This window comes from Streptomyces sp. NPDC020379, assembly GCF_044387105.1.
Taxonomy (GTDB): Bacteria; Actinomycetota; Actinomycetes; order Streptomycetales; family Streptomycetaceae; genus Streptomyces.
Genome location: NZ_JBIRVR010000006.1, coordinates 161,548 through 185,869 on the forward strand (window position 1 = coordinate 161,548; position 24,322 = coordinate 185,869).

Sequence of the window (24,322 nt, forward strand, 5' to 3'; positions counted from 1 at the left end):
GCGTCAGGGATACTGGGATGCGGCAGACGAAGAAGGAAAGGCCACAAACGTGACTGAGATCGAGATCGGGCGCGGCAAGCGCGGCCGCCGGGCGTACGCGTTCGACGACATCGCCGTCGTCCCGAGTCGCCGTACCCGCGACCCGAAGGAGGTCTCGATCGCCTGGCAGATCGACGCCTACCGCTTCGAGCTGCCGTTCCTGGCCGCGCCCATGGACTCGGTCGTCTCGCCCGAGACCGCCATCCGCATCGGCGAGCTGGGCGGCCTGGGCGTGCTCAACCTCGAGGGCCTGTGGACCCGCTACGAGGACCCGGAGCCGCTCCTCGCCGAGATCGCCGAGCTGGACGAGACCGCCGCGACCCGGCGCCTCCAGGAGATCTACGCGGCCCCCATCAAGGAGGAGCTGATCGGGCAGCGCATCAAGGAGGTCCGCGACTCCGGTGTCGTGACCGCCGCCGCGCTCTCCCCGCAGCGCACCGCGCAGTTCTCCAAGGCCGTCGTCGACGCCGGCGTGGACATCTTCGTGATCCGTGGCACGACCGTCTCCGCCGAGCACGTCTCCGGCGCCGCCGAGCCGCTGAACCTGAAGCAGTTCATCTACGAGCTCGACGTCCCGGTCATCGTCGGCGGCTGCGCCACGTACACCGCGGCGCTGCACCTGATGCGTACGGGCGCGGCGGGCGTCCTCGTCGGCTTCGGCGGCGGTGCGGCCCACACCACCCGTAACGTCCTGGGCATCCAGGTCCCGATGGCGACCGCGGTGGCCGACGTGGCCGCCGCCCGCCGGGACTACATGGACGAGTCCGGCGGCCGCTACGTCCACGTCATCGCCGACGGCGGCGTGGGCTGGTCCGGCGACCTGCCCAAGGCCATCGCCTGCGGTGCGGACGCCGTGATGATGGGCTCCCCGCTCGCCCGCGCCACCGACGCGCCGGGCCGTGGTTTCCACTGGGGCATGGAGGCCGTCCACGAGGACGTGCCGCGCGGCAAGCGCATGAACCTGGGCACGGTCGGCAGCACCGAGGAGATCCTCACCGGTCCCTCGCACACGCCGGACGGGTCGATGAACATGTTCGGCGCGCTGCGCCGTGCCATGGCGACCACGGGTTACAGCGAGCTCAAGGAGTTCCAGCGGGTCGAGGTGACGGTCGCGCCGTCGCAGCACGACAACCGCTGACCTTCAGCAGGGCGAAGGGCCCGGACCGCTTCGGCGGTCCGGGCCCTCGTCGTTTCCGCGGCGGCCGGTGTTTACGGGAACCGCTGATGCCGGGGGTGACTCATGTGGTGTGTGACCTCTTGTGAGAGAGAAGGAGCAAGAGGGGGCGGGCGCCGCGGCAGTGCGGTCACCGCTGTCACCGACAGCGAGCGGCCCGCTGTGAACTCCGTATAAAAGTTCGACTGTAAGGAATAATGGCACCTTATGGCGCAAAGCAAGTCGTTCAGCGGCAGGGACATGGGGATCGACCTCGGCACGGCGAACACGCTGGTGTACGTGCGGGGTAAGGGGGTTGTGCTCAACGAACCATCAGTTGTCGCCGTCAACGCCGAGGACGGCAGCGTGCTGTCGGTCGGTACGGAGGCCAAGGAGACGATCGGCCGCACCCCCTCGAACATCGTCGCGGTCCGCCCGCTGCGCGACGGCGTCATAGCCGACTTCGAGATAGCCGAGCGGATGATGCGGCACTTCATCAAGAAGGTGCTGGGCAACCGCCGTTTCACCCGCCCGCGCGTCGTGGTGTGCGTGCCGTCCGGCATCACGGGTGTCGAGCGGCGCGCGGTCATCGAGGCCGCGTCCCGGGCCGGCGCCCGTCAGGTGCATCTGGTGGAGGAGCCGATGGCGGCGGCGATCGGCGCGGGGCTGCCGGTCAGCGAGCCGACCGGCTGCATGGTCGTCGACATCGGCGGCGGCACCACCGAGGTCGCGGTGATCTCGCTGGGCGGCATCGTCACGGCCCGCTCCGTGCGCACCGCCGGGGACGCGATGGACGTGGCGATCACCTCGTACGTGAAGAAGAAGTTCGCCCTCGCGATCGGTGAACGCACCGCCGAGGAAATCAAGATGAGCATCGGCTCGGCCTCGCCCACGGGCTCCTGGACCGCCGCCGGGCTCACCGCGCTCGCCAAGCAGCTGGAGAAGAACGACGGCCTGGAGGACGTGGGCGGCGACCCCGAGGAGACCCAGGGCCTGCTGCCGCCGGACCGCTTCACCATTCGCGGTCGCGACCAGGTCAGCGGTCTGCCCAAGACGCTGGAGCTGACGGCCGACGAGATCCGGCACGCGCTGGCCGAGCCGGTGGACGCGATCGTCATGGCGGTCCGCCAGACCCTGGACGAGACGCCGCCGGAGCTCGCGGGCGACATCATGGACCGCGGCATCGTCCTCACCGGCGGCGGCGCGCTGCTGCGCGGCCTGGACGTGCGGCTGAGCAAGGAGCTCGACATCCCGGTCATCGTCGCCGACGAGCCGCTGGACTGCGTCGCGGTCGGTACGGGGCGCTGCGTGGAGGACTTCGCGTCGCTGAAGACGGTCCTGGACGCGCAGCCGAACCGCCTGCTGGGCACGGGCCGGCTGTAGCCGGTCCGGGGCCGGGCGGTCCGGGGGCCGTGCTTCTCACAGCCGGTGGGCGGCCCCCGCCGGTGTCGCCCCGCGGGTGTCCAGCAGCAGCTGTGCCTTCACCGCCAGCCCCTGGAGGTCGTACGTGCGGTGGTGCTGGAGGAGCACGGTCAGGTCCGCCTCCGAGGCGGCCTCGTAGAGGCAGTCCGCGCGCGGCACGGGCTGCCCGAGCACGCGCCACTGCGCGACATACGGGTCGTGATAGCTGAGCTGGGCGCCCAGTTCGATCAGCCGGGAGCCGATCTCGCGGGCGGGCGAGCCCTCCTGGTCGGCGATGTCCGCCTTGTAGCTGACGCCGAGCAGCAGGACGCGCGCGCCGCGCGCGGACTTGCCGTGTTCGTTGAGGAGCGTGGCGCAGCGCTGGATGACGTAGCGCGGCATCCGACCGTTGACCTCCTGCGCGAGTTCGACCATGCGTAGCGGGTAGCCGAGGCTGCGGCCTTTGTAGGAGAGGTAGTTGGGGTCGACGGGCACGCCGTGGCCGCCCACGCCGGGCCCCGGGCGGAACGCCTGGAAGCCGAAGGGCTTGGTCTCCGCGCAGCGCACGACGTCCCACATGTCGACGCCGATGTCGTGGCAGAAGACCGCCATCTCGTTCGCGAGCGCGATGTTGACGTGCCGGTAGTTGGTCTCCAGCACCCGCACCGTCTCCGCCTCGCGCGGTCCGCGCGCGCGGACGATCTTCTCGCAGATCCGGCCGTAGAAGGTGGCGGCGGCCTCCGTGCAGGCGGGCGTGAGTCCGCCCAGCACCTTGGGGGTGGTGATGTAGCTGTGGCGGCGGTTGCCGGGGTCGGCGCGGCTGGGGGAGTACGCCAGATGGAAGTCGCGCCCGGCGCGCAGCCCGGAGCCGGCCTCCAGCAAGGGAAGCAGGTATTCCTCTGTGGCTCCTGGGTAGACGGCTGACTCCAGGAGCACCGTGGTGTGCGGGCGCAGTCGTGCCGCGAGCGTACGGGCCGCGTCCCCGACGGGCGTCAGGTCCAGCGCCCGGTCCTCGCCGAGCCGGGTGGGGGCGCAGATCACGGCCGTGCGGACCCTGCCCAGCTCGGCGTCCGCGGTCGTCGGCCGGAAGCCGGCGGCGAGCATGCGGCGGACGTCGGCGGCGGTGAGGGTGCCGTCGACGCCCTCCGAGGGCAGCCGCCCGGCGCGGAGCTCGGCGACCGTGTAGGGGTCGGGGTCGTAGCCGATGGTGGCGATGCCGGCGGCGGTGGCTGCCCGGACGAGAGGGAGGCCGAGGGGGCCCAGACCGATGACGGCGAGATCTGCGGGCATGGCGAGGCGGTCCTTCCCGGAGGGCCGGTCCCTGGACGACCTGGAGGGCATACATCAGGTTAAGCGGATATATGACTGTTATGAGGGATTGCGGCGCCGTGGCTCGCACCCGGGTCCTTCCGGCCCGGCCGAAGCGGGCGATCTGGGGCAGCATCGAAGGAGAGCGGGTGCCCGCTCCCCACGGCGGGCCCTCCGGACGGCAGGGACACAGTCGGATCAGAGGCTCGGTGGACGGCCGCGACCCGGACGGAAGCGCGGCTGAAGTGAACGGCAGTGACAGCGGTCGAGCGGGAGGCAGCGGTGAGGACAGCGACACTCGGGCCGGTCGAGCGCGGTGAGGCGCTCGCCCGTATGGCGGAGCGGGAACTGGACATCCTGGTGGTCGGCGCCGGAGTCGTCGGCGCGGGCACCGCGCTGGACGCGGCGACCCGCGGCCTGTCGACGGGGCTCGTCGAGGCGCGCGACTGGGCGGCGGGCACCTCCAGCCGCTCCAGCAAGCTCATCCACGGCGGCCTGCGCTATCTGGAGATGCTCGACTTCGCGCTCGTGCGTGAGGCGCTCAAGGAGCGCGGGCTGCTGCTGCAGCGCCTCGCGCCACACCTGGTCAAGCCCGTCCCCTTCCTCTATCCCCTCCAGCACCGCGGCTGGGAGCGCTTCTACGCGGGTTCGGGTGTCGCCCTCTACGACGCGATGTCCGTCTCCTCGGGCCACGGCCGCGGCCTGCCCACCCACCGTCACCTCACCCGCAAGCGCGCGCTGCGGGTCGCACCGTGCCTGCGGAAGGACGCCCTCGTCGGCGCGCTGCAGTATTACGACGCGCAGATGGACGACGCCCGCTATGTCACCACCCTCGTGCGCACGGCGGCGGCCTACGGCGCCGATGTGGCCAACCGGGCGCGCGTGGTGGGGTTCCTGCGCGAGGGCGAGCGGGTCGTCGGCGCCCGGGTGCACGACCTGGAGCAGGGCGGCGAGTTCGAGATCCGGGCCCGGCAGATCGTCAACGCCACGGGCGTGTGGACGGACGACACCCAGAAGCTGATCGCCGAGCGCGGCCAGTTCCACGTACGGGCGTCGAAGGGCATCCATCTGGTCGTGCCGAAGGACCGCATCCACTCCAGTTCGGGCCTGATCCTGCGGACGGAGAAGAGCGTGCTCTTCGTGATCCCCTGGGGCCGGCACTGGATCATCGGCACGACCGACACCGACTGGGACCTGGACAAGGCGCACCCGGCGGCGTCCAGCGCCGACATCGACTATCTGCTGGAGCACGTCAACTCCGTGCTCGCGGTGCCCCTCACGCGTGACGACGTGCAGGGCGTCTACGCCGGGCTGCGCCCGCTGCTGGCGGGGGAGTCGGACGCGACCAGCAAGCTCTCCCGCGAGCACACCGTGGCGCACCCGGTGCCGGGGCTGGTGGTCGTCGCGGGCGGGAAGTACACGACCTACCGGGTCATGGCCAAGGACGCCGTGGACGAGGCGGTGCACGGACTCGCGCAGAGGGTGGCCGACTGCGTCACGGAGGACGTGCCGCTGGTGGGCGCCGAGGGCTACCGCGCGCTGTGGAACGGCCGCGCGCAGCTCGCCCAGCGCACCGGCTTGCACGTGGCGCGCGTCGAGCACCTGCTCAACCGCTACGGCTCGATGGTGGACGAGGTGCTGGACCTCATCACGTCCGACCCGGCCCTGGGCGACCCGCTCACCGGGGCCGACGACTATCTCCGGGCGGAGGTCGTCTACGCCGCCTCGCACGAGGGCGCGCGCCACCTGGACGACGTCCTGACGCGCCGTACGCGCATCTCCATCGAGACCTTCGACCGCGGCACCCGCACCGCGCGCGAGGCCGCCGAGCTGATGGCACCCGTGCTGGGCTGGGACCACACACAGGTCGAGAAGGAGATCGAGCGCTACGAGAAGAGGGTCGAGGCGGAGCGCGAATCGCAGTTGCAGCCCGACGACCTGACGGCCGACGCGGCACGGCTGGGCGCGCCGGACGTACAGCCGATCTGAGACGCGACCGGGGACCGGTCCGCGCGGAAGCGATCGTCTTCGTGTGGGTGAGTCAGGAGTGTCTTTGTTGACGCGATAACTGAGGGAGTGTCGCCTGCGGATGCCTACATACACGGTGTTAACAGGGCACCCATGAGCATCCTGTGACAGCCCGGCCGGTCCGGGAACCGCTCCGGCCGAAAGCAGGTCCCTCAGGAGAGACCGGTCCGCGTGGCCCATCGCTGTGCCACCGTCAGCACCGGTGCCGTGACGGCGCAGGTCAGGCAGGGTCCGCGCGGCGGTGGCCGAGGCGCGGTGGGCGGTGGCGCCGGGGTGTCAGCATGCGGCCATCATCCGGGGGCCCGTGGACCCTGGCCTTCCACCGGTCCGCGGATGAGAGACAATGGTGGCTCTGCCAGGGTGGGTTGGTCGCAGAGCTGATTGCCAGAGGGGACGCATGTCGGAGGCGGAGCAGACGCAGGGCACGGCAGGGCGCCTCCTGGCCGGGCGGTACCGCCTCGGGGACGTCCTCGGGCGCGGCGGCATGGGCACGGTCTGGCGGGCGACAGACGAGACCCTGGGGCGCACGGTCGCGGTGAAGGAACTGCGGTTCCCGGCCAACATCGACGAGGACGAGAAGCGCCGCCTGATCACGCGCACGCTGCGCGAGGCCAAGGCCATCGCCCGCATCCGCAGCGCGGGCGCCGTCACCGTCTACGACGTGGTGCACGAGGACGACCGGCCGTGGATCGTCATGGAGCTCATCGAGGGCCGGTCGCTCGCCGACGTCATCCGTGAGGACGGGCCGCTGAAGTGGCGGCGCGCCGCAGAGGTCGGGCTGGCCGTCCTGGACGTGCTCGGCGCCGCGCACCGCCAGGGCATCCTGCACCGCGACGTGAAGCCGTCCAACGTGCTGATCGCGGACGAGGGCCGCGTGGTGCTCACCGACTTCGGCATCGCGCAGGTCGAGGGCGACCCCTCGGTCACCTCGACGGGAATGCTGGTCGGCGCGCCCTCGTACATATCCCCGGAGCGGGCGCGCGGTCAGAAGCCCGGCCCCCCGGCGGACCTGTGGTCCCTGGGCGGCCTGCTCTACGCGGCCGTCGAGGGCGCCCCTCCGTACGACAAGGGTTCGGCCATAGCCACCCTCACCGCCGTGATGACCGAGCCGCTGGGCCCGCCCCGGAACGCGGGACCGCTGGCGGAGGTCATGTACGGGCTGCTCGCCAAGGACCCCGAGAAGCGGCTGGACGAGGCCGGTGCCCGGGCGCTGCTGAACGGCGCGGTCAACGCCCCGGACGAGCGGCTGCCGAAGCCGCCGGAGCCCGGGCCCGAGCTGGACGCGACGCAGGCGATCGCCATCCCGGCGATCCCCGAGCCGGCGTCGCGGTCCGCCGCGGCCCGGCCGGGGGAGAAGGCGACGGCGAGGTCCTCGGGCAAGCCGTCGCTGAAGCCGTCCTTGAAGCCGTCCTTGAAGAAGGCCGGTGTCGCCGCTTCCGGCGGTTCGCCGAAGACGTCGGCGGCGGAGCCCGCCGTCGCGGGTGACGCCGGTGTCGCCGCGCAGGTCTCCCACGACGGCGCGCCCCGCACGGGCGGGCTGCAGCGGGTGACGTGGGAGCGGGCCTCGGTCCTGGAGGTCGTGCCGCGCCGCACGCTGGTCATCGTGGCGGTCGTGGTCGTGCTCGCCGTGGTCGGCACGGTGCTCGCCTTCGCGGTGGGCAACGACGGGAACGGCGGCGGGGACAAGGGCGCGAAGAACGGCAAGCCCGTCAAGTCCGCCGCCGCGTCGGCGACGGGCGGGCTCCCGGGCGCCGTGGACCGGCAGTCGCCCGGTGGTGCCGAGTCCGGCTTCGGGCGGGTCGAGAACGACGCGTACGAGTTCGAGATCGACATGCCCAAGGGCTGGAAGCAGACCGGCACGGCGGGCGACCACTCCGGGGCCGTCTACAGCGCCGACGGCGGCTTCCCCCGGCTGCAGGTCGACTTCGGGCCCGAACCGCAGGCGGACGCCGCCAAGGCGTGGCGCGAGGCGGAGTCCGGCGCGAAGCACAGCATGAAGAACTACAAGGGCCTCGGCATCAAGGACGTCTACTCCTGGAACGGCCATGACTACCCCACCGTGGCCGACTGGTCCTTCGAGCGCGACCAGGACGGCAAGCGCGTCCAGGTCCTCAACCGCGGGTTCAAGGTGGACGACGAGCACGGCTACGCCATCATGATCACGTGTGAGAAGGCCAAGTGGAACGGCGTGGAATGCCGCTCCCTGCGCGACATGGCCTTCAGGACGTTCACGCCGGAGGACTGACCGGAGGACTGAGGGGCCCGGAGCCCGCTCCGGTCGCCGGTGAGCACGTGACCTGAGGGAGTGTGGTCCGCTCCGCGGGCCCGTGGGGCGGAACCTGACGGCGTACGCGGCGACGTACTGAGCCGTACGGCCCCGAAGGGGTGGGTTGGGCACGTATCGTGAGTCGTCGTGGACGGTACGCAACCACAATAGGCAGCAACTTGACCGGTGTTGACGGCCGCTCGGCCGTCAACCGGGCGACGGTGCGGATCACGCGCGTGGGGAGGCGTCGTGGACGATTACGCGGGACGGGTGCTCGCCGACCGCTATCGCCTGCCGCTGCCACCGTCCGATGTGTTCGAGCTCGTGGAGACCCGCGCCTTCGACACCTACAGCGGCCAGGAAGTCCTCGTCCGCCAGATCCCGTTGCCCGAGGTCGTGGAGGCCGAGGTCGTCGAGGGCGAGCGGGCGCACGGCGCCGGATCCGAGCGCGGGGACACCGCCGCCCGGCAAGGCTCCGGTGACCCGGCGGTGCGCCGCGCGCTCGCGGCCGCGAGCGCCGCCGCGCAGATCCCCGACCACCCCAGGCTCGACCAGGTCTTCCACGTCTTCGCGGAGGGGGGCAGCCTGTGGATCATCAGCGAGCTCGTCTCCGCCCGGCCGCTCGCCGCGCTCCTCGCCGAGCGCGCGCTCTCCCCGCACCGCGCCGCCGAGGTCGCCGCCGACGTCCTCACCGCCCTGCGCGCCCTGCATGCCCAGGGCTGGACCCACCGCAACATCACCACCCGCACGGTCCTCATCTGCGACGACGGCCGCGCCATCCTCACCGGCCTGGCGGCGGGCGCTGCGGAAGAGGCGCTGTGCGGCTACGACCCGGTGCCGGGCGGCCCGGCTTCGGGTGCGGGGGCGGACGCGGGTGCGGGTGCGGACGCGGGGTCGCGGCCGGGTGGTGCTGTTCGGCCGGGATCGGCGGGGGCGTCAGATGGCGGCCGGGTATCCCCGCGCCCGGGGGCCGCGCTGAGGGGGGGCGGCCTTCCCGGCGGCCCCGCGGCGCCGGCCGGGCCGTCGGCGTACGGTGCCTCCGGCGGCGGCCGGGTGCCGGGACCGGGCGCCCCGGGCCCCGCGCGGGGCAGGCCGGCGTATCGCGATCAGGGCGCTGCGGGCGGATTCCTTCCGGCGGGCGGCACAGCGCCCGGCGGGCTCGGGGGAGGCGCGTCCGGGCACGTGCCGCAGGACCCGCGGGCGGCGCGGGCCGGAGCCATCGCCGCGTACCGCGCGGGGGCCCGGGCCGCGGCCGCGCGGGCGGCCGCGGAGAGCGCCGCGCACAGCCCGGCCGGGACCTCCACCTGGGGCGGCGGCAGCGCGGCCAGCGGCACGGCCCCCGCGCCCGCTCCCGCCGGCCGTGCGCCGTCGCCCCGCCCGGGCCCCGGCGCGCCCCGCGTCCCCGGCCCGGAGCCGGCCCTTCCCACGCCGGATTCCTTTCCGCACTCCCCAGCAGGCCCGGTCTCCCCGGCCGAGGGCGGCGAGGCCCCCGGGGCCGGCCCTGCCGGATGGGACGGCCCCGGTCCGGCGGGGAGCGCGCACGCGGCCGAACGGGCGCGGCAGGCAAGGATGGTGGTGGTCGGAGCGGTCACCGAGCGCTGGTCGCCCGAGCAGGCGTGGCCGGTGCAGGAGAACTGGCAGCTCGCCCCTCCGGTCGGCCCCGCGGCCGACCTGTGGGCCCTGGGCGCGCTGCTCTTCCGCGTGGTGCAGGGCCACGCGCCGTACCCGGAGAACAGCACGGCCGACCTCCTCCAGCTCGTCTGCGTGGAACCGCCCGCGTACGCCGAGGAGTGCGGCGCGCTGCGGCCCGTGGTCGAGTCCCTCATGCGCAAGGACCCCGCCGAGCGGCCGGAGTTCGAGGAACTGCGCGGGTGGCTGCGGTCCCTCATCCGCTCGGCGCCCGAGCCCGACATCGGCAGCCGCACCGTCACGGTGCCCTCGATCGGGCCGGGCGTCCCCGCCGACCAGCACCGGCTGCCGGCCATACGGCGCAAGGGCGAACTGGTGCGCCGCAGGCGCGGTCGTCCGGCCGCGGCGGTGGACGCTGCCTCTCTCGCGCACGGGCGGCACAAGAAGAGCGCCAAGGACCAACTCCAGCCGCGCGCCCGGGCGCACACCACGGGGCACCTCCAGGAGCAGCGCGTACGGCGCAGCCCGCTCAGCCTCGGCCGGTTACTCCTGGGGCTGATCCTGCTGTTGCTGATCGGGGTGGTGCTGTACGCCATGCTGCTGATGCCGGGCGCCGACAAGAGCGAGGGGAAGGCGCCGACGGAGCACACGGGCACGTCCTCCGGCGTCCCGAGTGCCCCCGCCACCGGCAAGGTGGGCCAGGCTTCGGCGGGTTCGGACGACGTGACCCCCGAGAGCGAGGGGCTCGCCAAGGGCTTCACCCTGCGGCAGGACCCCAAGGGCTTCACCGTGGCGGTGGCCAAGGACTGGCAGCGGCGTGGCGAGAACGACCGGGGCCAGGTGGTTTATTCCGGCGGCGACTGCCAACTGCTGGTCGTACCCGGCCGGGACAAGGTCGCCGAGTTCGGCAGCGACCCCATGGCCTATCAGCAGGACAAGGAGCCGGAGCTCGGCGCCTACCGCTCGTCCTCCTGGGCGGGCGCCTCCGGGCTGCGCCGTATCGACGTCGGGCAGCGGGCGTCGGCGGAGGGCACGTTCAACTGGAACGACAGCAGCGGCCGGCAGGTCTATGTGCGCAATTCCGCGATGATCCTCGGCGGCCGCTATCACGTGCTCCAGGTGATCGGTCCGGCGGACGAACAGCGCACGGTCGACGGATACTTCGACCAGGCCACGGCCACCTACCGGACCCGGTGAGTCAGTCCTCGGAGAAGCGCTCGCGCAGCCGCTGCTTGAGGACCTTGCCGAGGGCGGCGTCGCGCGGCAGCTCGTCGACCAGCTCCAGCTGCTCGGGGAGCTTGTGCACGGCCAGGCCCGCGTCCCGCAGGTGGGCGACGATGCCGGCGAGGGTGAGGGTGGTGCTCCCGGCGGCCTGCCGGACGACGGCGCAGACGCGCTCCCCGCGTGCCGGGTCGGGGAGTCCGATCACGGCGACGTCCTCGACGGCGGGGTGTTCCTGGAGGAGGTGCTCGATCTCACGGGCGGAGATGTTCTCGCCCTTGCGGATGATGACGTCCTTGGCGCGTCCGGTGAGCACGAGGTGCCCGGTGGCCGTGAGGTGGCCGCGGTCGCCGGTGCGGAGGAAGCCGTCCGCGTCGAACGCCTCGGCGGTCTGCGCCGGATCGAGATAGCCGCGGCAGACGGCCTCGCCGCGCAGCCGTACGTCCCCGTCCACGCCCGGCGGGACGGGCAGCCCGTCGGCCCCGGTGACCCGGATCTCCATCCCCGTGGCCGGGCGGCCTTCCGTGGTGGCGAGGTTCTCCGGGGTGTCGTCCGGGTCCCCCATGGTGATCATCGGGGCTTCGGTCATGCCGTAGCCGTGCGTCAGCCGGCAGCCCAGCTCGCGGACGACGTCGTGGTACAGCGCGGGTGGCTTAGGCGCTCCGCCTCCCGCCATCAAGCGGAGCGTGGGGACGATCCGGCGGCCCGGGTCCTTGCGTTGCTCGGCGAGGAACATCGCGTAGAAGGCGGTGGAGCCGCCCGCGATCGTGACGCCGTGGCGGCGGTAGGCGTCCAGCGCGGCGGGGAGCGCGAAGTGCTCCAGGAGGAGCGTGGGGAAGCCGCACAGCAGCATCATCACGGTGTAGTCGGGCCCGGCGACGTGCGCGTAGGGGAAGGCCATCGAGCCCATGTCCGCCGGGGTGGGGCGGAGGGCGCGGGCGAGGCAGGCGCCGGCGGCGATCAGGCCGCGGTCGGTGTGCAGGGCGCCCTTGGGGTCGGCGGTCGTGCCGGAGGTCCAGTAGACCCAGCGGACGGCGTCGCCGTCGGCGGGCGGTGGCGGGAGGACCGCCGGATCCCCTTGCGGGAGTGTGCCGTAGGCGGTGAACACCAGCGGCGGCGTGGGCATCCGTCGCGCCAGCCGGGAGGCCATGGCCGCGTGGTCGTAGCCCCGCCAGGTGCCGGGAATCGCGAAGAAGGCCGCCTCGACGGCGCGTAACGCGTGACCGGTCTCGCGGTCGCGGTGGAAGGGAATGACGGGCGACTGCACGGCGCCGAGGCGGGCCAGGGCGAAGGCCAGCACGACGGTTTCGATGCGCGTGGGCAGCTGCCAGGCGACCCGGCCGCCGGGGCGCACTCCGAGCTCGTACAGCCCGGCCGCCGTGCGCTCCGCCCGCTCCCGCAGCGCGCCGAAGGACAGCCGCCGGTCGGCGCCCGTGGGGCCGGGGTCGTCGGCCTGGACGAGCGCGGTGGCGTCGGGGGTGCGGGCGGCGCGGCGCGTGAGCAGCTCCCACAGGGTGCGGGAGGCGGCGAGGTCGTCATCGGTACCGGTCATGGGGGCTCCCAGCGTCGGCTGCTCCGGCGGCGGGCGTGGCGCGAAGCGCGGGGCGCCACGCCTTGTCGGTCCATGGAGTGGAGGCTAGCCTCATTTCTGACGGAGCGTCAGATGAGCTGGAGGGCCGCCGTGGAACTGCCCCGCATCGTCAGCGTCGACGACCATGTGATCGAACCGGCCCACCTCTTCGCCTCCTGGCTCCCCGCCCGCTTCCACGACCGCGGTCCTCGCCCGCTCACCACCGGCATCGGCGAACTCGTCTACAAGGGCGGCAAGTACACCGTCTCCATGGACCCCGACGGCCGGCCCGCCGACTGGTGGGTCTACGAGGACCTCGCCTTCCCGTACAAGCGCAACATCGCCGCCGCCGGCTTCGACCGCGACGACATGACCCTGGAGGGCATCACCCGAGGGGAGATGCGCCCCGGCTGCTTCGACCCGGCGGAGCGCCTCAAGGACATGGACCTCAATCATGTGGAGGCGTCCCTGTGCTTCCCGACCTTCCCCCGCTTCTGCGGCCAGACCTTCGCGGAGGCCCATGACAAGGAGGTCGCGCTCGCCTGCGTGCGCGCCTACAACGACTGGATGGTCGAGGAGTGGTGCGGCGACAGCGGCGGCCGGCTCATCCCGCTCTGCCTCATCCCGCTGTGGGACGTCTCCCTCGCCGTCACCGAGATCCACCGCAACGCCGCCCGGGGCGTGCGCGCGGTGACCTTCAGCGAGATCCCCACCCACCTGGGCCTGCCCAGCATCCACTCGGGCTACTGGGACCCCTTCTTCGCCGCCTGCCAGGAGACGGGCACCGTCGTCAACATGCACATCGGGTCGTCCTCGCAGATGCCCGCCGCGTCGCCGGACGCCCCGGTCGCGGTGCAGGCGACCCTGTCCTTCAACAACGCCATGGCCTCGCTGGCCGACTTCCTCTTCAGCGGCGTACTGGTGCGCTTCCCGCGCCTCAAACTCGCCTACAGCGAGGGACAGATGGGCTGGATCCCGTACGCCCTGGAGCGCGCGGACGACGTCTGGCGGGAACACCGCGCCTGGGGCGGGGTGCGCGACCTGATCCCCGAACCGCCCTCCAGCTATTACTACCGACAGGTCTTCTGTTGCTTCTTCCGCGACAAACACGGCATCGCGTCACTCGATGAGGTGGGCCGCGACAACGCCACCTTCGAGACCGACTACCCCCATGTCGACTCCACCTTCCCGCACACCAAGGACGTCGCGCTCGACCACGTCCGCGGTCTGGACGAGGAGACCGTCCACAAACTGATGCGCGGCAACGCCATCCGCATGCTCGGCCTCGACCTCGACCGGCCGGGCAGGTGAGGCGCGGTGGACATCGGCGCCACGGCCGAGGAGGAGGCATTCCGGCACCGGCTGCGCGCATGGCTGCGCGAGACGCTGCCGAAGCTGCCGCCGCGGCCGCCCGCCACCGACTGGCCCGCGCGGCGCGCCCACGACTGCGCCTGGCAACGGGCCCTGTACGACGCCGGATACGCGGGACTGCACTGGCCTTCCGAGGCCGGTGGCCGCGGCGCCTCCCCCACGCGGCACCTGATCTTCCTGGAGGAGACGGAACGGGCCGGCGCGCCCTATGTGGGCGCCAACTTCGTCGGTCTGCTGCACGCGGGGCCCACCATCGCCGCGGAGGGCGACGCCGCGCAGCGGGCCCGGTGGCTCCCGCCCATCCTGCGCGGCGACGAGATCTGGTGCCAGGGCTTCTCGGAGCCCGAGGCGGGATCCGACCTCGCCGCCCTGCGCACCCGCGCCGTCCGCGACGGTGACTCCTACGTCGTCACCGGCAGCAAGATCTGGACCTCGCACGCCGAGGTCGCCGACTGGTGCGAACTGCTCGTCCGTACCGACCCTTCGGCCCCCCGGCACCGGGGCCTCAGCTGGCTCGCCCTGCCGATGGACGCGCCCGGCGTGACCGTACGGCCCCTGCGGACCCTCGCCGGGTCCGACGAATTCGCCGAGGTCTTCCTCGACGGGGTGCGGGTGCCGGTCGCCAACCGGGTCGGCGCGGAGAACGACGGCTGGCGCGTCACCATGGTCACCCTCGCCTTCGAGCGCGGCACCGCCTTCGCGGGCGAGGTCATCGCCTGCCGCCGCACCCTCACCCGGCTCGCCCGCACGGCCCGCGCGAACGGCCGCTGGGACGACGCCGTGCTCCGCCGCCGCCTGGGGCGGCTCAACGCCGAGTTCGCGGCGCTGTGGCGGCTCATCCAGTGGAACGTGAGCGAGGCGGACCACGCGGCACGCACCGGCGGCAGCGGCGTACCGGGCGAGACCGGTTCGGTCTTCAAGCTGCGCTACTCCGAAGCGCGCCAGGAGCTGTACGAGGCCGCGGCCGCCGTCCTGGGCCCGGAGTCCCTGGACGCCGATCAGGCGTGGACCGCCGACCGGCTCTCCTCGCTCTCCTACACGATCGCCGCGGGCACCTCCCAGATCCAGCGGAACATCGTCGCCGAGCGCGTCCTCGGCCTGCCGAAGGCGCGGTGACCATGGACTTCCGGCTGACCGACGACCAGCGCGCCCTCCAGGCGGGAATGCGCACGCTCCTGGCGGCCCGGTACCCGCGCGAGAGGCTGCGGGCGGCGGTGGACGCTCCACACGGCCGGAGCGAGGTGCTGGGGACCCAGGAGGGCGCCGGGGCCCCAGGGGTCCATGGGGCAGCGGAGCCTGCCGTGGACCGGCGGCTGTGGGCGGCGCTCGGGGAGACCGGCTTCTTCGCGCTGCGGCTGCCCGAGGAGGACGGCGGGGCGGGCCTCGGACTCCCGGAAGCGGTACTCCTCTTCGAGGAAGCGGGACGAGCCCTGCTGCCCGGCCCCCTGGCCGCCACCCAGCTGGCCGCCGGCCTGGTGCCCGGCGCGGCCGACGGCACCCGGATCGTCACCGCCCTGGACGGCCCCGGCGTCACCGCACACCTCGCGTCCGCCGATGCCGTACTGCTGCTCACCGGCGACACCGCCCGGCTGCTGCCCGTGGAGGGCGGTACGGGCCCGCGCGCCCTGGCGGCCGCCCCCTTCCGCTCCGTCGATCCGCTCACCCCCCTGCACCGCGTACGGGAACTGCCATCTCCCGCCCGCACGGCCGCCCTTGGCCCGGCGGCCGATGCCGCACGGCTGCGCCGCGAGGCGGCACTGCTGACCGCCGCACAACAACTCGGCAGCGCCCGCGCCACCCTCGCGCTCGCCGTCTCCCACGCGCGCCACCGCACCCAGTTCGGCCGCCCGGTCGGTTCCTTCCAGGCTGTGCAACACCTGTGTGCCCAGATGCTCGTACGTACTGACCTCGCTCGCGCGGGCGTCTACGCCGCGTCATTGACGGAGGCCCCAGCCGAGATCATGGGCGCGAAGCTGCTTGCGGACAGTGCTGCTATCCGCAACGCCCGTGACTGTCTGCAAGTGCACGGTGGCCTGGGCTTCACATGGGAAGCCGACATTCATCTGCATCTCAAACGCGCCTGGGTAAGGGCCTGTCAGTGGCAGTCGACCGAAGAATCGGAGGAATTCCTTGCGAATGAACTGTTGATGGACGCCGCCGGAGAAAATGCGCCAGGTGTTTGGTGGGACACCCTGGGTGAGGAAAATGTCCAGGCTTAATCGGCATGGGTGGAATGCCGGTCATGTCATCACTAACGGCTCGCAGAACGTCGATATCAGGCTGTGTCCTGTGCGTTACTCGTCACTGGGTGGAGTCGGTCCCGCCCTCGGGTACTCTCCCTTGGATGCGAGTGGTTCAGGGGCGCAACAAGTCGGGTGTTGTCCACGCGGCAACGCCGGGCGGGAAAATGTCCGGCGCTCGTCTCGGAACGGGGCCTCTGGCCCTCCGATGTTCGAGTCTCCGCGGCGCGCGTCGCACAGTATGCAGTACCCATACTCCTTTGCGCCGGAATATGCCCGAAGCGCTTGTTGAGGTGACTGTGCGTCAACCATGCTGTCTCGGAGCGGGGTCACGTTCCGTGACCCCACGGAGACGCGAGGCGTTGTGTCCGCCGGTTCGGATGGTGTGAGCGGTGCAGGTGCTTCAGATGCAGATGGAAGTCCGGGCCGATCCCGCGGAGGTGGGACGGGCCCGCAGGTGGGCGCGGTCGCGACTGGCCGGCTCCGGCATAGGCGTCGATGAGCCCCTGGCGGAGACGCTGATCCTGCTCATCTCGGAGCTCGTCACCAACGCCGTGGTGCACACCGGCTGTCCGGCCGTGCTGCGCATGCTCTTCCCGGACGCCGCCGACACCTCCGGCCAGGCCGGGCTCTGCGCGGGCACCGTCCGCGTGGAGGTCGCGGACATCAGCGCCCGCCCGCCCCGCCCGCGACGTGCCGAGGGCGACGACACCGGCGGCCGGGGCCTGGAGCTGGTGGACGGCCTCGCCGACCGCTGGGGCTGGCAGCCCGAGGGGACGGGCAAGCGCATCTGGTGCGAGGTCGACCGGAGGCGGGCCCCCTGGGTCGGCGCTTTCGAGTCGCCACGCGCCGTCACAAATCGGGCTTAGTCGACAAAGTCCAGACCAGGTGTTGACGTGAAGTGTCCACGTGATCACCCTTGGACGCAGCGATTCGTTGCGAGGGGACGTCGAGGGGCCCGTTCGTACTGGGCTGCTTGGCGAGTACGGGTCGCGGTCCGGCGCAAACAGCGCTTGCGCGCCGGAGCCGGCGGCGGCGTGCGGTGCCGTGCTCGGGGTGCGCATCGGTGCGCCGCCGCCCGCCCACTTCTTCGTGGGCGAGGGTGAGTTCCCCGGAGCCGCCCCTGTGATCGCTCAGTGAGCCTCCTGCGGTTGCTCCAGCCGGGGGAAAGTGGCCGGCCGAGGTGCAGCCGGCCCGGCCGTCAGATGGTCGCGCCAGTCAGAGGATCGCGACCGGTGCGACCGGCGAACCGGTCCCGCCCGTGAAGGGCTCCGGCGTCGCGGTGAGCAGGAAGGCATAGCGCCCCTCTTCCGCGCATGCCCGCGACAGTTCCTCCAGGTTCCAGCTCTGCCCCTGCGGCATCCCCATCTCGACGAGGTCGAGTGCGTGCACCGGAAGCCAGAGCCCGGCGATCTCCGGCGGGATGATCTCGAAGGTCAGGGTGTCGTTGGCGACCGCCGCGACATCCCGGGCGTGGAACCACTCGGGTGTGCGGAACGACAGTCCGGGTGACGGATGGCCGTACGCCCGCCGGGAGCCCGTCAGATACACCTGGATCTGCCCCGTCCGCACCAGCACGACGTCCCCCGCCCGCACCGTGATCTCCGCGAGCTCCTCAGCGGCGTTCAGATCCTCCGGGCCGACCGCGTGCCCGGCGGCGAGCCGCTCGACTCCGTGGGCACGGGCGACGTCGAGCAGGACCCCGCGCGAGACGATGTGCCGGACCTTCTCGATGCCGTGGTACGCCGCGCCCCCATGGGCCGTGATCGAGCTCGCCGGACGGCCGTTGTAGATCTTGCCGCCGTGCGAGATATGGGCGAGCCCGTCCCAGTGCGTCCCCGCCTGAAGGCCCATGGTCACGACGTCGTCGCTGCTGGCGACGGCACCCGCGCCGAACAGTTCGAGATTGATCGAGACCATGGTGTGCAGGGGGTTGACCCTGCCGGGGATCAGTCCGGTCTGGATCCCCTCCTGTCGCAGCGGCACGGCCAGCGGGACGCGGCGGCCCGTGCGTACTGTCGACACGGCGTCGCGGACGACCTCGTTCGTGATCAGGTTGAGGGTCCCGGTCTCGTCCTCTCCGCCCCAACGGCCCCAGTTGTTGACGCGCTTGGCCATGTCGTAGAACTCCGCCGGCAAAGACATGCGTCCCCTCCCCGGATCCGGGCCCCGCCGGGTCTTGTGTCCGGGCCCGCTCTGCTCAAAAATCTAACGGTCCGTCAGAAACGCGGAAGGGGTGCCGCATGGGTGACTTCCTGACCGGCAAGGTGATCGCCGTCACCGGTGCCGGGCGTGGCATCGGCCGTGCGGTCGCCCTGGCCTGCGCGGCCGAAGGGGCGAGCGTCGTCGTCAACGACTACGGCGTGTCCGTCGACGGCGCGGAACCGGCGAGCGAGGTCGCCGCCGCGGTGGTCAAGGAGATCGAGGCGGCGGGCGGCCGGGCGATCGCGCTCGCGGACGACGTGTCGACCATGGCGGGCGGCCGGAGGATCGTCGAGACCGCGGTGGCCCGTTACGGCCGGCTCGACGGAGCAGTGTGCGCCGCGGGCATCCTCCGGGAACGGATGCTCTTCAACATGAGTGAGGAGGAGTGGGATCCGGTCATCGCCACCCACCTCAAGGGGACCTTCACCGTCTTCCGTGCCGCCTCCGCGCTCATGCGCCGCCAGGGGCACGGCGCGCTCGTCGGCTTCACCAGCGGCAACCACCAGGGCAGCGTGGCCCAGGCCAACTACTCCGCCGCCAAGGGCGGCATCATCTCGCTCGTCCGCAGCGCCGCCCTGGGGCTGCACAAATACGGCGTCACCGCCAACTGCGTGGCTCCCGTGGCCCGTACGCGGATGTCCGCCGGGGTGCCGATGGAACTGACCGAGACCGGCGAACCCGAGGACGTCGCCACCATGGTGGTCTACCTCCTCAGCGACCGGGCGCGCGAGCACGGCATCACCGGACAGGTCTACACCGTGGCCGGTCCCAAGATCGCGGTCTGGGCCCAGCCGCGCGAACTGCGCGCCGCGTACGCCGACGGCGCCTGGACCCCGCAGAAGATCGCGGACCACCTCCCCGGCACCGTCGGCACCGACCCGATGCCGCTGCTCGCGAGGCTGGAAGCGATGGCCAGGGCCGCTGCCGCCCATGAGCGCCCCAACGCCTGACCGCGTGCCCGGGCCGCGTACCCCCGGGCCGTGGCCGCTCTCGGGCGCCATGGATCGCGGTCACCCATCGTCCTCGCGCCGAGTGAGCGCGGCAGGGCGCCGCAGGGAGAGGACAGAGCGTGGACTTCGCATTCGGGCCGGAGGATCAAGCCTTCCGGGAAGAGGCGCGCGGCTGGCTCGCCGGACACCTCGCCTCCCACCCGGCCCCCTCGCCCCGCGCCTGGGAGCGTGAACTCGGGACCGGCGGTTGGATCGGCCTTGCCTGGGACACCTCTCACGGCACCTACGGCAACCGCACCATTGGCCTGACCGGACAGGTCGTCTGGGCCGAGGAGTACGCGCGGGCAGGGGCGCCCGCCCGCCTCGGCCACATGGGCGAGAACCTCCTCGCCCCCACGCTCCTCGCCCATGGCACCCCCGCCCAGCGCGGCCGGTTCCTGCCCGCCATCGCCCGGGGAGAAGCCATCTGGTGCCAGGGCTACAGCGAGCCCGGCGCCGGCTCGGACCTCGCCGCCCTCCGCACTTCCGCCGTCCTCACCGACACGGGCGGGACCTACCGCATCACCGGACAGAAGACCTGGACCTCCCACGCCCATGAAGCGGACTGGTGCTTCCTGCTGGCCCGCACCACCGAAGGGGCGCGGCGGCACCACGGACTCTCCCTTCTGCTCGTGCCGATGGACCAGCCCGGCCGGATCGAGGTCCGCCCGATCCGCGACATGTCGGGGGCGGCCCACTTCAACGAGGTGTTCTTCGACGGGGCCGAGGCCCGCGCCGAAGACGTCGTCGGCGAGGCGGGCAACGGCTGGCTGGTCGCGATGGACCTCCTCGGCCGGGAGCGCGGGCTGTCCACCCTCGCTCAGCAGATCGGCTTCGCCGCAGAGCTGGACGGGCTCATCCGCCTCGCCCTGGAGACGGGGGCCGCAGCGGATCCGGTCACGCGCGACCGGATCGTACGGCACTGGGCCCGGTTGCAGACGATGCGCTGGAACGCCCTGCGCACCCTGGGATCGTCCGGCGATCCCGGGGCCCCCTGCGTCGCGAAGCTCCTGTGGGGCCGCTGGCACCAGGAGCTCGGCGAACTGGCGATGGCGATCCGCGGCCCGGCTGCCACCCTGGGGCCGGGCGCCTGGGATGCCGACCGCCCCTATGAACTCGACGCACCGCAACGCCTGTTCCTCTTCTCGCGTGCCGACACCATCTACGGCGGTTCGGACGAGATCCAGCGCACCGTCATCGCCGAGCGGGTGCTCGGCCTGCCGAAGGAGCCGCGTCCATGACGGCGTACGGGCTGTGGATCGACGGTGCGTGGCGCTCGCCGGAAAAAGGGCACTATGCAGTTGTCAATCCGGCGACCGAAGAGGTCGTCGGGGAGGCCCCGGAGGCGACTCCCGCCGAAGTCGCCGATGCCGTGGCCGCCGCGCGGGCCGCTCAGGACGGCTGGTCCCGTACGGATCCGCGCGAGCGCGCGGCCGTTCTGGACCGGACAGCGGAACTGCTCGATGAACGTGCGAAGGAACTGATTCCTCTCCTCCAGGCGGAGACGGGCGCGACGGTCCGCGTCGCGACCGCCTTGCAACTGCCCCCGGCGGTCGACCGGTTCCGCCGTTACGCGCGGGGCGCGCTCGAGCCGGGCGTCGTCCCGCTCGCGCCCCGCCCCGTCAAGGGGACCCCGTCGGCGCCCGGCGGCCTGCTGGGCGCCGCCGCGGTCCGGCGCCCCGTGGGCGTCGTCTGCTGCATCACCTCCTACAACTTCCCGGTCGTCAATCTCGCGGGCAAGGTCGCGCCCGCCCTGGCCATGGGGAACGCGGTCGTCGCCAAGCCGGCGCCGCAGGACCCGCTCTGCTGTCTCGCGCTGGGGCCGGTCCTCAAGGAGGCGGGCCTTCCGGACGGCGTCTTCAACGTCGTCACCGGCTCGCACCCCGCCACGGGCGAGGCGCTCGTGTCCCACCCCGGTGTCGACATGGTCAGCTTCACCGGGTCCACCGCTGTCGGGAAGAAGATCGCCGAAGCCGCGGGGAGGTCGATGAAGCGCACCCTGATGGAGCTGGGCGGCAAGGGCGCGGCCATCGTCCTGGAGGATGCCGACGATAACGTGCTCAAGTCGGCGATCGGGGCGGTCGGTTCGGTCTGGTCGTTCCACAGCGGGCAGATCTGCACGGCGCCGACCCGGGTGCTCGTCCACCGGTCGTCGTACGAGAAGGTCGTCACCGGCCTCTCACACTACGCGCGGGCGCTGAAGATCGGGAGCCCTGTGGATAACTCCACGATCGTGGGCCCGTTGATCTCCGCCGCGCAGCGCGACCGCGTCGAGGCGTACATCGCCGGAGCCCGCGCGCAAGGTGCCCGCGTCGCGGTGGGCGGCGCCCGCCCCGGCCTCGACCGCGGCTTCTATGTCGCACCCACCTTGATCACGGACGCCACCCCGGACATGACCATTGCCCGCGAGGAGTTGTTCGGGCCCGTCGTCGTGGCCCTTCCCTTCGAGGACGAGGATGAGGCCGTCCGCATCGCCAACGGCACCTCGTACGGCCTCTACGACTACGTCTTCAGCGCCGACACCGGCCGCGCCTGGGCCCTCGCCGCCCGCCTGCGCTGCGGCAACGTCGGGATCAACACGCTCCAACGGCACCCCGAGACACCGTTCGGCGGCTTCAAGGAGAGCGGGGTCGGCCGGGACGGCGGCTCCTTCGGACTGGACGCGTACAGCGAACTCCAGTCCGTCGTCTGGCCCGCCTGAACCGCCCAGCCCGCCCCGTACCCCAGCCGCCGAGAGGACGGACCAGCCATGAGAGGTGTCATCTTCGACGGCGAGCGTGCCCAGGTCGTCGACGACCTCGTCGTCCGCGCGCCGGGACCCGGCGAGGTGCTCGTCGCCGTGGCCGCCGCCGGTCTCTGCCACAGCGATCTGTCGGTCATCGACGGCACCATTCCCTACCCCGTTCCGGCGGTGCTCGGGCACGAGGGGGCGGGAGTGGTGGAAGAGGTCGGCGTCGGGGTCACCCACGTGGCGCGCGGCGATCACGTCGCGCTCTCCACCCTCGCCAACTGCGGTGCGTGCGCCGAGTGCGACCGCGGCCGCCCGACCATGTGCCGCAGGTCGATCGGCATGCCCGGCAGGCCCTTCGCCCGGCGCGGGGGCAAGCTCTACCAGTTCGCGTCCAGCTCCGCCTTGGCCGAGCGGACGGTCGTCAAGGCTGTCCAGGCGGTCAGGATCCCCTCCGACGTGCCACCGGCCTCGGCGGCCGTCATCGGGTGTGCCGTCGTGACCGGCGCGGGCGCGGTCCTCAACCGGGCCCGGGTCCGCCAGGGCGATTCCGTCGTCGTCATCGGAGCGGGCGGCGTCGGGCTGAACGTCCTCCAGGGAGCGCGCGTCGCCGGGGCCTCGGTCGTCGTCGCCGTCGACGCGAATCCCGGGAAGGAGGGCGCGGCCCGGCAGTTCGGGGCCACGCACTTCGTCGATGCCTCCGCCCCCGACGGCGTCCGGGCGGCCGTGCGCGCGATCCTGCCCAGCGGCGCGGACCACGCCTTCGAATGCGTCGGGGACGTGGGCCTCGTACGGGAGGCGGTCGGCCTGCTCGACCGGCACGGTCAGGCGGTGCTGCTCGGGGTGCCGCCGGCGACCGCCGAGGCGTCCTTCCCCGTCTCTTCCCTCTATCTGGACAAGTCGATACTGGGCTGCCGTTACGGCTCGTCCCGTCCGCAGCACGACATCGCCCTCTACGCCCGGCTGTACGCCGAAGGCCGTCTCCTGCTGGACGAACTGGTCACCGCGGCCTACCCGGTCGAGGACTTCGCGAAGGCCGTCGACGACACCCTGGGCGGACGGGTGGCACGCGCCGTACTGACCTTCACCTGACCGCTGTCGCGCCACCGCCGGGCGGGCGGCGGGACCGGAGACGGATCAGCGGTGGGAGGCCGCCGGTGCCGTCCGGAACGTACGCCGGTACGCCGTCGGCGACACACCCAGCGCGGCCTGGAGGTGCTGCCGCATGGACGCCGCCGTGCCGAATCCCGCGTCCCGCGCCACCTGGTCCACGGAGAGGTCGCTGTCCTCCAGCAGGTGCCGCGCCCGCTCCACCCGCTGCTGGGTCAGCCACTGCCCGGGGCTGATCCCGACCTCCTCCCGGAAGCGGCGCGTGAAGGTCCGTACGCTCATCGCCTCCTGCTCGGCCATGTCCCGCAGCTGGATGGGCTCGTGCAGCCGCCCCAGCGCCCACGCGCGCGCCGCCGTGGTCGTCGCGAACTGCGGCTCCGGCACGGGCCGGTGGATGTACTGCGCCTGGCCGCCGTCGCGGTGCGGAGGCACCACACTGCGCCGGGCCACCTCGTTGGCCACCGCGGAACCGTGGTCCCGCCGCACGATGTGCAGGCACAGGTCGATGCCGGAGGCCACCCCCGCGGAGGTCAGCAGATCGCCGTCGTCGACGAACAGCACGTTGGCGTCCACCCGGACCGAGGGGAACAGCCGCTGGAAGTGATCGGTGCTGCTCCAGTGGGTGGTGGCCGGACGCCCGTCGAGGAGTCCGGCGGCCGCCAGGATGAACGACCCGGTGCAGATGGACACCAGGCGCGTGCCAGGGCGTATGTGCGCGAGGGCGGCGGCCTGGGCGTCCTCGAGTCTGCCCTCGGTGTAGGGGAGGCCAGGCTCGTGCGACGCGGGGATGACGACGGTGTCGGCCTCCGCGAGAGCCTCCGGGCCGCGTTCGACGATGATGGAGAAGTCGGCGTCGGTCCGCACGGGGCCCGGTGCGAGCGCGCACGTCACCACCTCGTACAGCGGCTCCCCGGACGGCGTCCTCGCCTTGCCGAAGATGCGGTAGGGGATGGAGAGCTCGAAGGGGATGACGCCCGTCAGGGCGAGCACCGCGACGCGGTGCGGCCGTCCGTCCGGGCGGCGGACCGTACGCCCGGCCTCGGTGGTCTGCGGCATGTCCATAG

17 protein-coding genes are annotated in these 24,322 nt (G+C 72.5%); 13 read left to right on the top strand and 4 right to left on the bottom strand.

Annotated elements, in window-relative coordinates:
• Positions 1-49 precede the first annotated feature (49 nt).
• Both ACH427_RS10525 and ACH427_RS10530 read left to right on the top strand, forming a co-directional pair.
• The gene (locus ACH427_RS10525; RefSeq protein ID WP_116212340.1) at positions 50-1,177 is read left to right on the top strand and encodes a GuaB3 family IMP dehydrogenase-related protein; all 1,128 of its coding nucleotides are present in this window, start codon (positions 50-52) and stop codon (positions 1,175-1,177) included.
• 243 nt (positions 1,178-1,420) lie between these two features.
• Positions 1,421-2,575: a rod shape-determining protein gene (locus ACH427_RS10530; RefSeq protein WP_398869026.1), complete on the top strand. Its 1,155-nt coding sequence runs from the start codon at positions 1,421-1,423 to the stop codon at positions 2,573-2,575.
• A 36-nt stretch (positions 2,576-2,611) separates the two neighbouring features.
• Here the strand turns inward: ACH427_RS10530 and ACH427_RS10535 are convergent, their stop codons facing one another.
• Positions 2,612-3,883: a nucleotide sugar dehydrogenase gene (locus tag ACH427_RS10535; protein WP_398869027.1), complete on the bottom strand. Its 1,272-nt coding sequence runs from the start codon at positions 3,881-3,883 to the stop codon at positions 2,612-2,614.
• A gap of 300 nt (positions 3,884-4,183) precedes the next feature.
• On the opposite strand from ACH427_RS10535, the gene ACH427_RS10540 reads away from it, so the two are divergent.
• The 3 genes from ACH427_RS10540 (at position 4,184) to ACH427_RS10550 (ending at position 11,021) form a co-directional block, all read left to right on the top strand.
• Positions 4,184-5,890: a glycerol-3-phosphate dehydrogenase/oxidase gene (locus ACH427_RS10540; RefSeq protein WP_398869028.1), complete on the top strand. Its 1,707-nt coding sequence runs from the start codon at positions 4,184-4,186 to the stop codon at positions 5,888-5,890.
• A gap of 436 nt (positions 5,891-6,326) precedes the next feature.
• Positions 6,327-8,174 (top strand): protein kinase, encoded by a 1,848-nt coding sequence (locus tag ACH427_RS10545; RefSeq protein ID WP_398869029.1) that lies wholly within the window; start codon positions 6,327-6,329, stop codon positions 8,172-8,174.
• Positions 8,175-8,444: 270 nt separating this feature from the next.
• Entirely contained in the window at positions 8,445-11,021 is a 2,577-nt protein-coding gene (locus tag ACH427_RS10550; RefSeq protein WP_398869030.1) for a protein kinase, read from the top strand.
• 1 nt (position 11,022) lies between these two features.
• Here the strand turns inward: ACH427_RS10550 and ACH427_RS10555 are convergent, their stop codons facing one another.
• Positions 11,023-12,597: a class I adenylate-forming enzyme family protein gene (locus tag ACH427_RS10555; protein ID WP_398869031.1), complete on the bottom strand. Its 1,575-nt coding sequence runs from the start codon at positions 12,595-12,597 to the stop codon at positions 11,023-11,025.
• Positions 12,598-12,708: 111 nt separating this feature from the next.
• Here ACH427_RS10555 and ACH427_RS10560 point away from each other — a divergent pair, with 111 nt between their 5' ends.
• From ACH427_RS10560 to ACH427_RS10575, 4 genes are all read left to right on the top strand, one after another.
• Positions 12,709-13,926 (top strand): amidohydrolase family protein, encoded by a 1,218-nt coding sequence (locus tag ACH427_RS10560; RefSeq protein WP_398869032.1) that lies wholly within the window; start codon positions 12,709-12,711, stop codon positions 13,924-13,926.
• Between the two features lie 6 nt (positions 13,927-13,932).
• A complete protein-coding gene (locus ACH427_RS10565) occupies positions 13,933-15,102 on the top strand; it encodes an acyl-CoA dehydrogenase (RefSeq protein WP_398869033.1) in 1,170 nt (389 codons plus the stop codon).
• Between the two features lie 2 nt (positions 15,103-15,104).
• Positions 15,105-16,205, top strand: a complete 1,101-nt coding sequence (locus ACH427_RS10570; RefSeq protein WP_398869034.1) for an acyl-CoA dehydrogenase family protein — start codon at positions 15,105-15,107, stop codon at positions 16,203-16,205.
• Positions 16,206-16,618: 413 nt separating this feature from the next.
• The gene (locus ACH427_RS10575) at positions 16,619-17,095 is read left to right on the top strand and encodes an ATP-binding protein (RefSeq protein WP_398869035.1); all 477 of its coding nucleotides are present in this window, start codon (positions 16,619-16,621) and stop codon (positions 17,093-17,095) included.
• 349 nt (positions 17,096-17,444) lie between these two features.
• On the opposite strand, the gene ACH427_RS10580 is transcribed toward ACH427_RS10575, so the two are convergent.
• Positions 17,445-18,371, bottom strand: a complete 927-nt coding sequence (locus ACH427_RS10580; protein WP_398869036.1) for a cyclase family protein — start codon at positions 18,369-18,371, stop codon at positions 17,445-17,447.
• Positions 18,372-18,469: 98 nt separating this feature from the next.
• Between ACH427_RS10580 and ACH427_RS10585 the strand changes: the two genes are divergently transcribed.
• From ACH427_RS10585 to ACH427_RS10600, 4 genes are all read left to right on the top strand, one after another.
• Entirely contained in the window at positions 18,470-19,381 is a 912-nt protein-coding gene (locus ACH427_RS10585) for an SDR family oxidoreductase (protein WP_398869037.1), read from the top strand.
• A 119-nt stretch (positions 19,382-19,500) separates the two neighbouring features.
• A complete protein-coding gene (locus tag ACH427_RS10590; protein ID WP_398869038.1) occupies positions 19,501-20,661 on the top strand; it encodes an acyl-CoA dehydrogenase family protein in 1,161 nt (386 codons plus the stop codon).
• Positions 20,658-22,121, top strand: a complete 1,464-nt coding sequence (locus ACH427_RS10595; protein ID WP_398869039.1) for an aldehyde dehydrogenase family protein — start codon at positions 20,658-20,660, stop codon at positions 22,119-22,121. Before ACH427_RS10590 ends, ACH427_RS10595 begins: the two co-directional genes overlap by 4 nt.
• A 48-nt stretch (positions 22,122-22,169) precedes the next feature.
• Positions 22,170-23,240: an alcohol dehydrogenase catalytic domain-containing protein gene (locus tag ACH427_RS10600; protein WP_398869040.1), complete on the top strand. Its 1,071-nt coding sequence runs from the start codon at positions 22,170-22,172 to the stop codon at positions 23,238-23,240.
• A 45-nt stretch (positions 23,241-23,285) separates the two neighbouring features.
• On the opposite strand, the gene ACH427_RS10605 is transcribed toward ACH427_RS10600, so the two are convergent.
• A complete protein-coding gene (locus ACH427_RS10605) occupies positions 23,286-24,314 on the bottom strand; it encodes a GlxA family transcriptional regulator (protein ID WP_398869041.1) in 1,029 nt (342 codons plus the stop codon).
• Positions 24,315-24,322 lie beyond the last annotated feature (8 nt).

Bases quoted from the DNA above. Each gene is read 5' to 3' on its own strand.
- ACH427_RS10560 (WP_398869032.1), top strand. From the start codon at position 12,709: ATGAGCTGGAGGGCCGCCGTGGAACTGCCCCGCATCGTCAGCGTCGAC.
- ACH427_RS10555 (WP_398869031.1), bottom strand. From the start codon at position 12,597: ATGACCGGTACCGATGACGACCTCGCCGCCTCCCGCACCCTGTGGGAG.
- ACH427_RS10605 (WP_398869041.1), bottom strand. From the start codon at position 24,314: ATGCCGCAGACCACCGAGGCCGGGCGTACGGTCCGCCGCCCGGACGGA.
- ACH427_RS10580 (WP_398869036.1), bottom strand. From the start codon at position 18,371: ATGTCTTTGCCGGCGGAGTTCTACGACATGGCCAAGCGCGTCAACAAC.
- ACH427_RS10535 (WP_398869027.1), bottom strand. From the start codon at position 3,883: ATGCCCGCAGATCTCGCCGTCATCGGTCTGGGCCCCCTCGGCCTCCCT.
- ACH427_RS10600 (WP_398869040.1), top strand. From the start codon at position 22,170: ATGAGAGGTGTCATCTTCGACGGCGAGCGTGCCCAGGTCGTCGACGAC.
- ACH427_RS10595 (WP_398869039.1), top strand. From the start codon at position 20,658: ATGACGGCGTACGGGCTGTGGATCGACGGTGCGTGGCGCTCGCCGGAA.
- ACH427_RS10530 (WP_398869026.1), top strand. From the start codon at position 1,421: ATGGCGCAAAGCAAGTCGTTCAGCGGCAGGGACATGGGGATCGACCTC.
- ACH427_RS10545 (WP_398869029.1), top strand. From the start codon at position 6,327: ATGTCGGAGGCGGAGCAGACGCAGGGCACGGCAGGGCGCCTCCTGGCC.
- ACH427_RS10585 (WP_398869037.1), top strand. From the start codon at position 18,470: ATGGGTGACTTCCTGACCGGCAAGGTGATCGCCGTCACCGGTGCCGGG.
- ACH427_RS10570 (WP_398869034.1), top strand. From the start codon at position 15,105: ATGGACTTCCGGCTGACCGACGACCAGCGCGCCCTCCAGGCGGGAATG.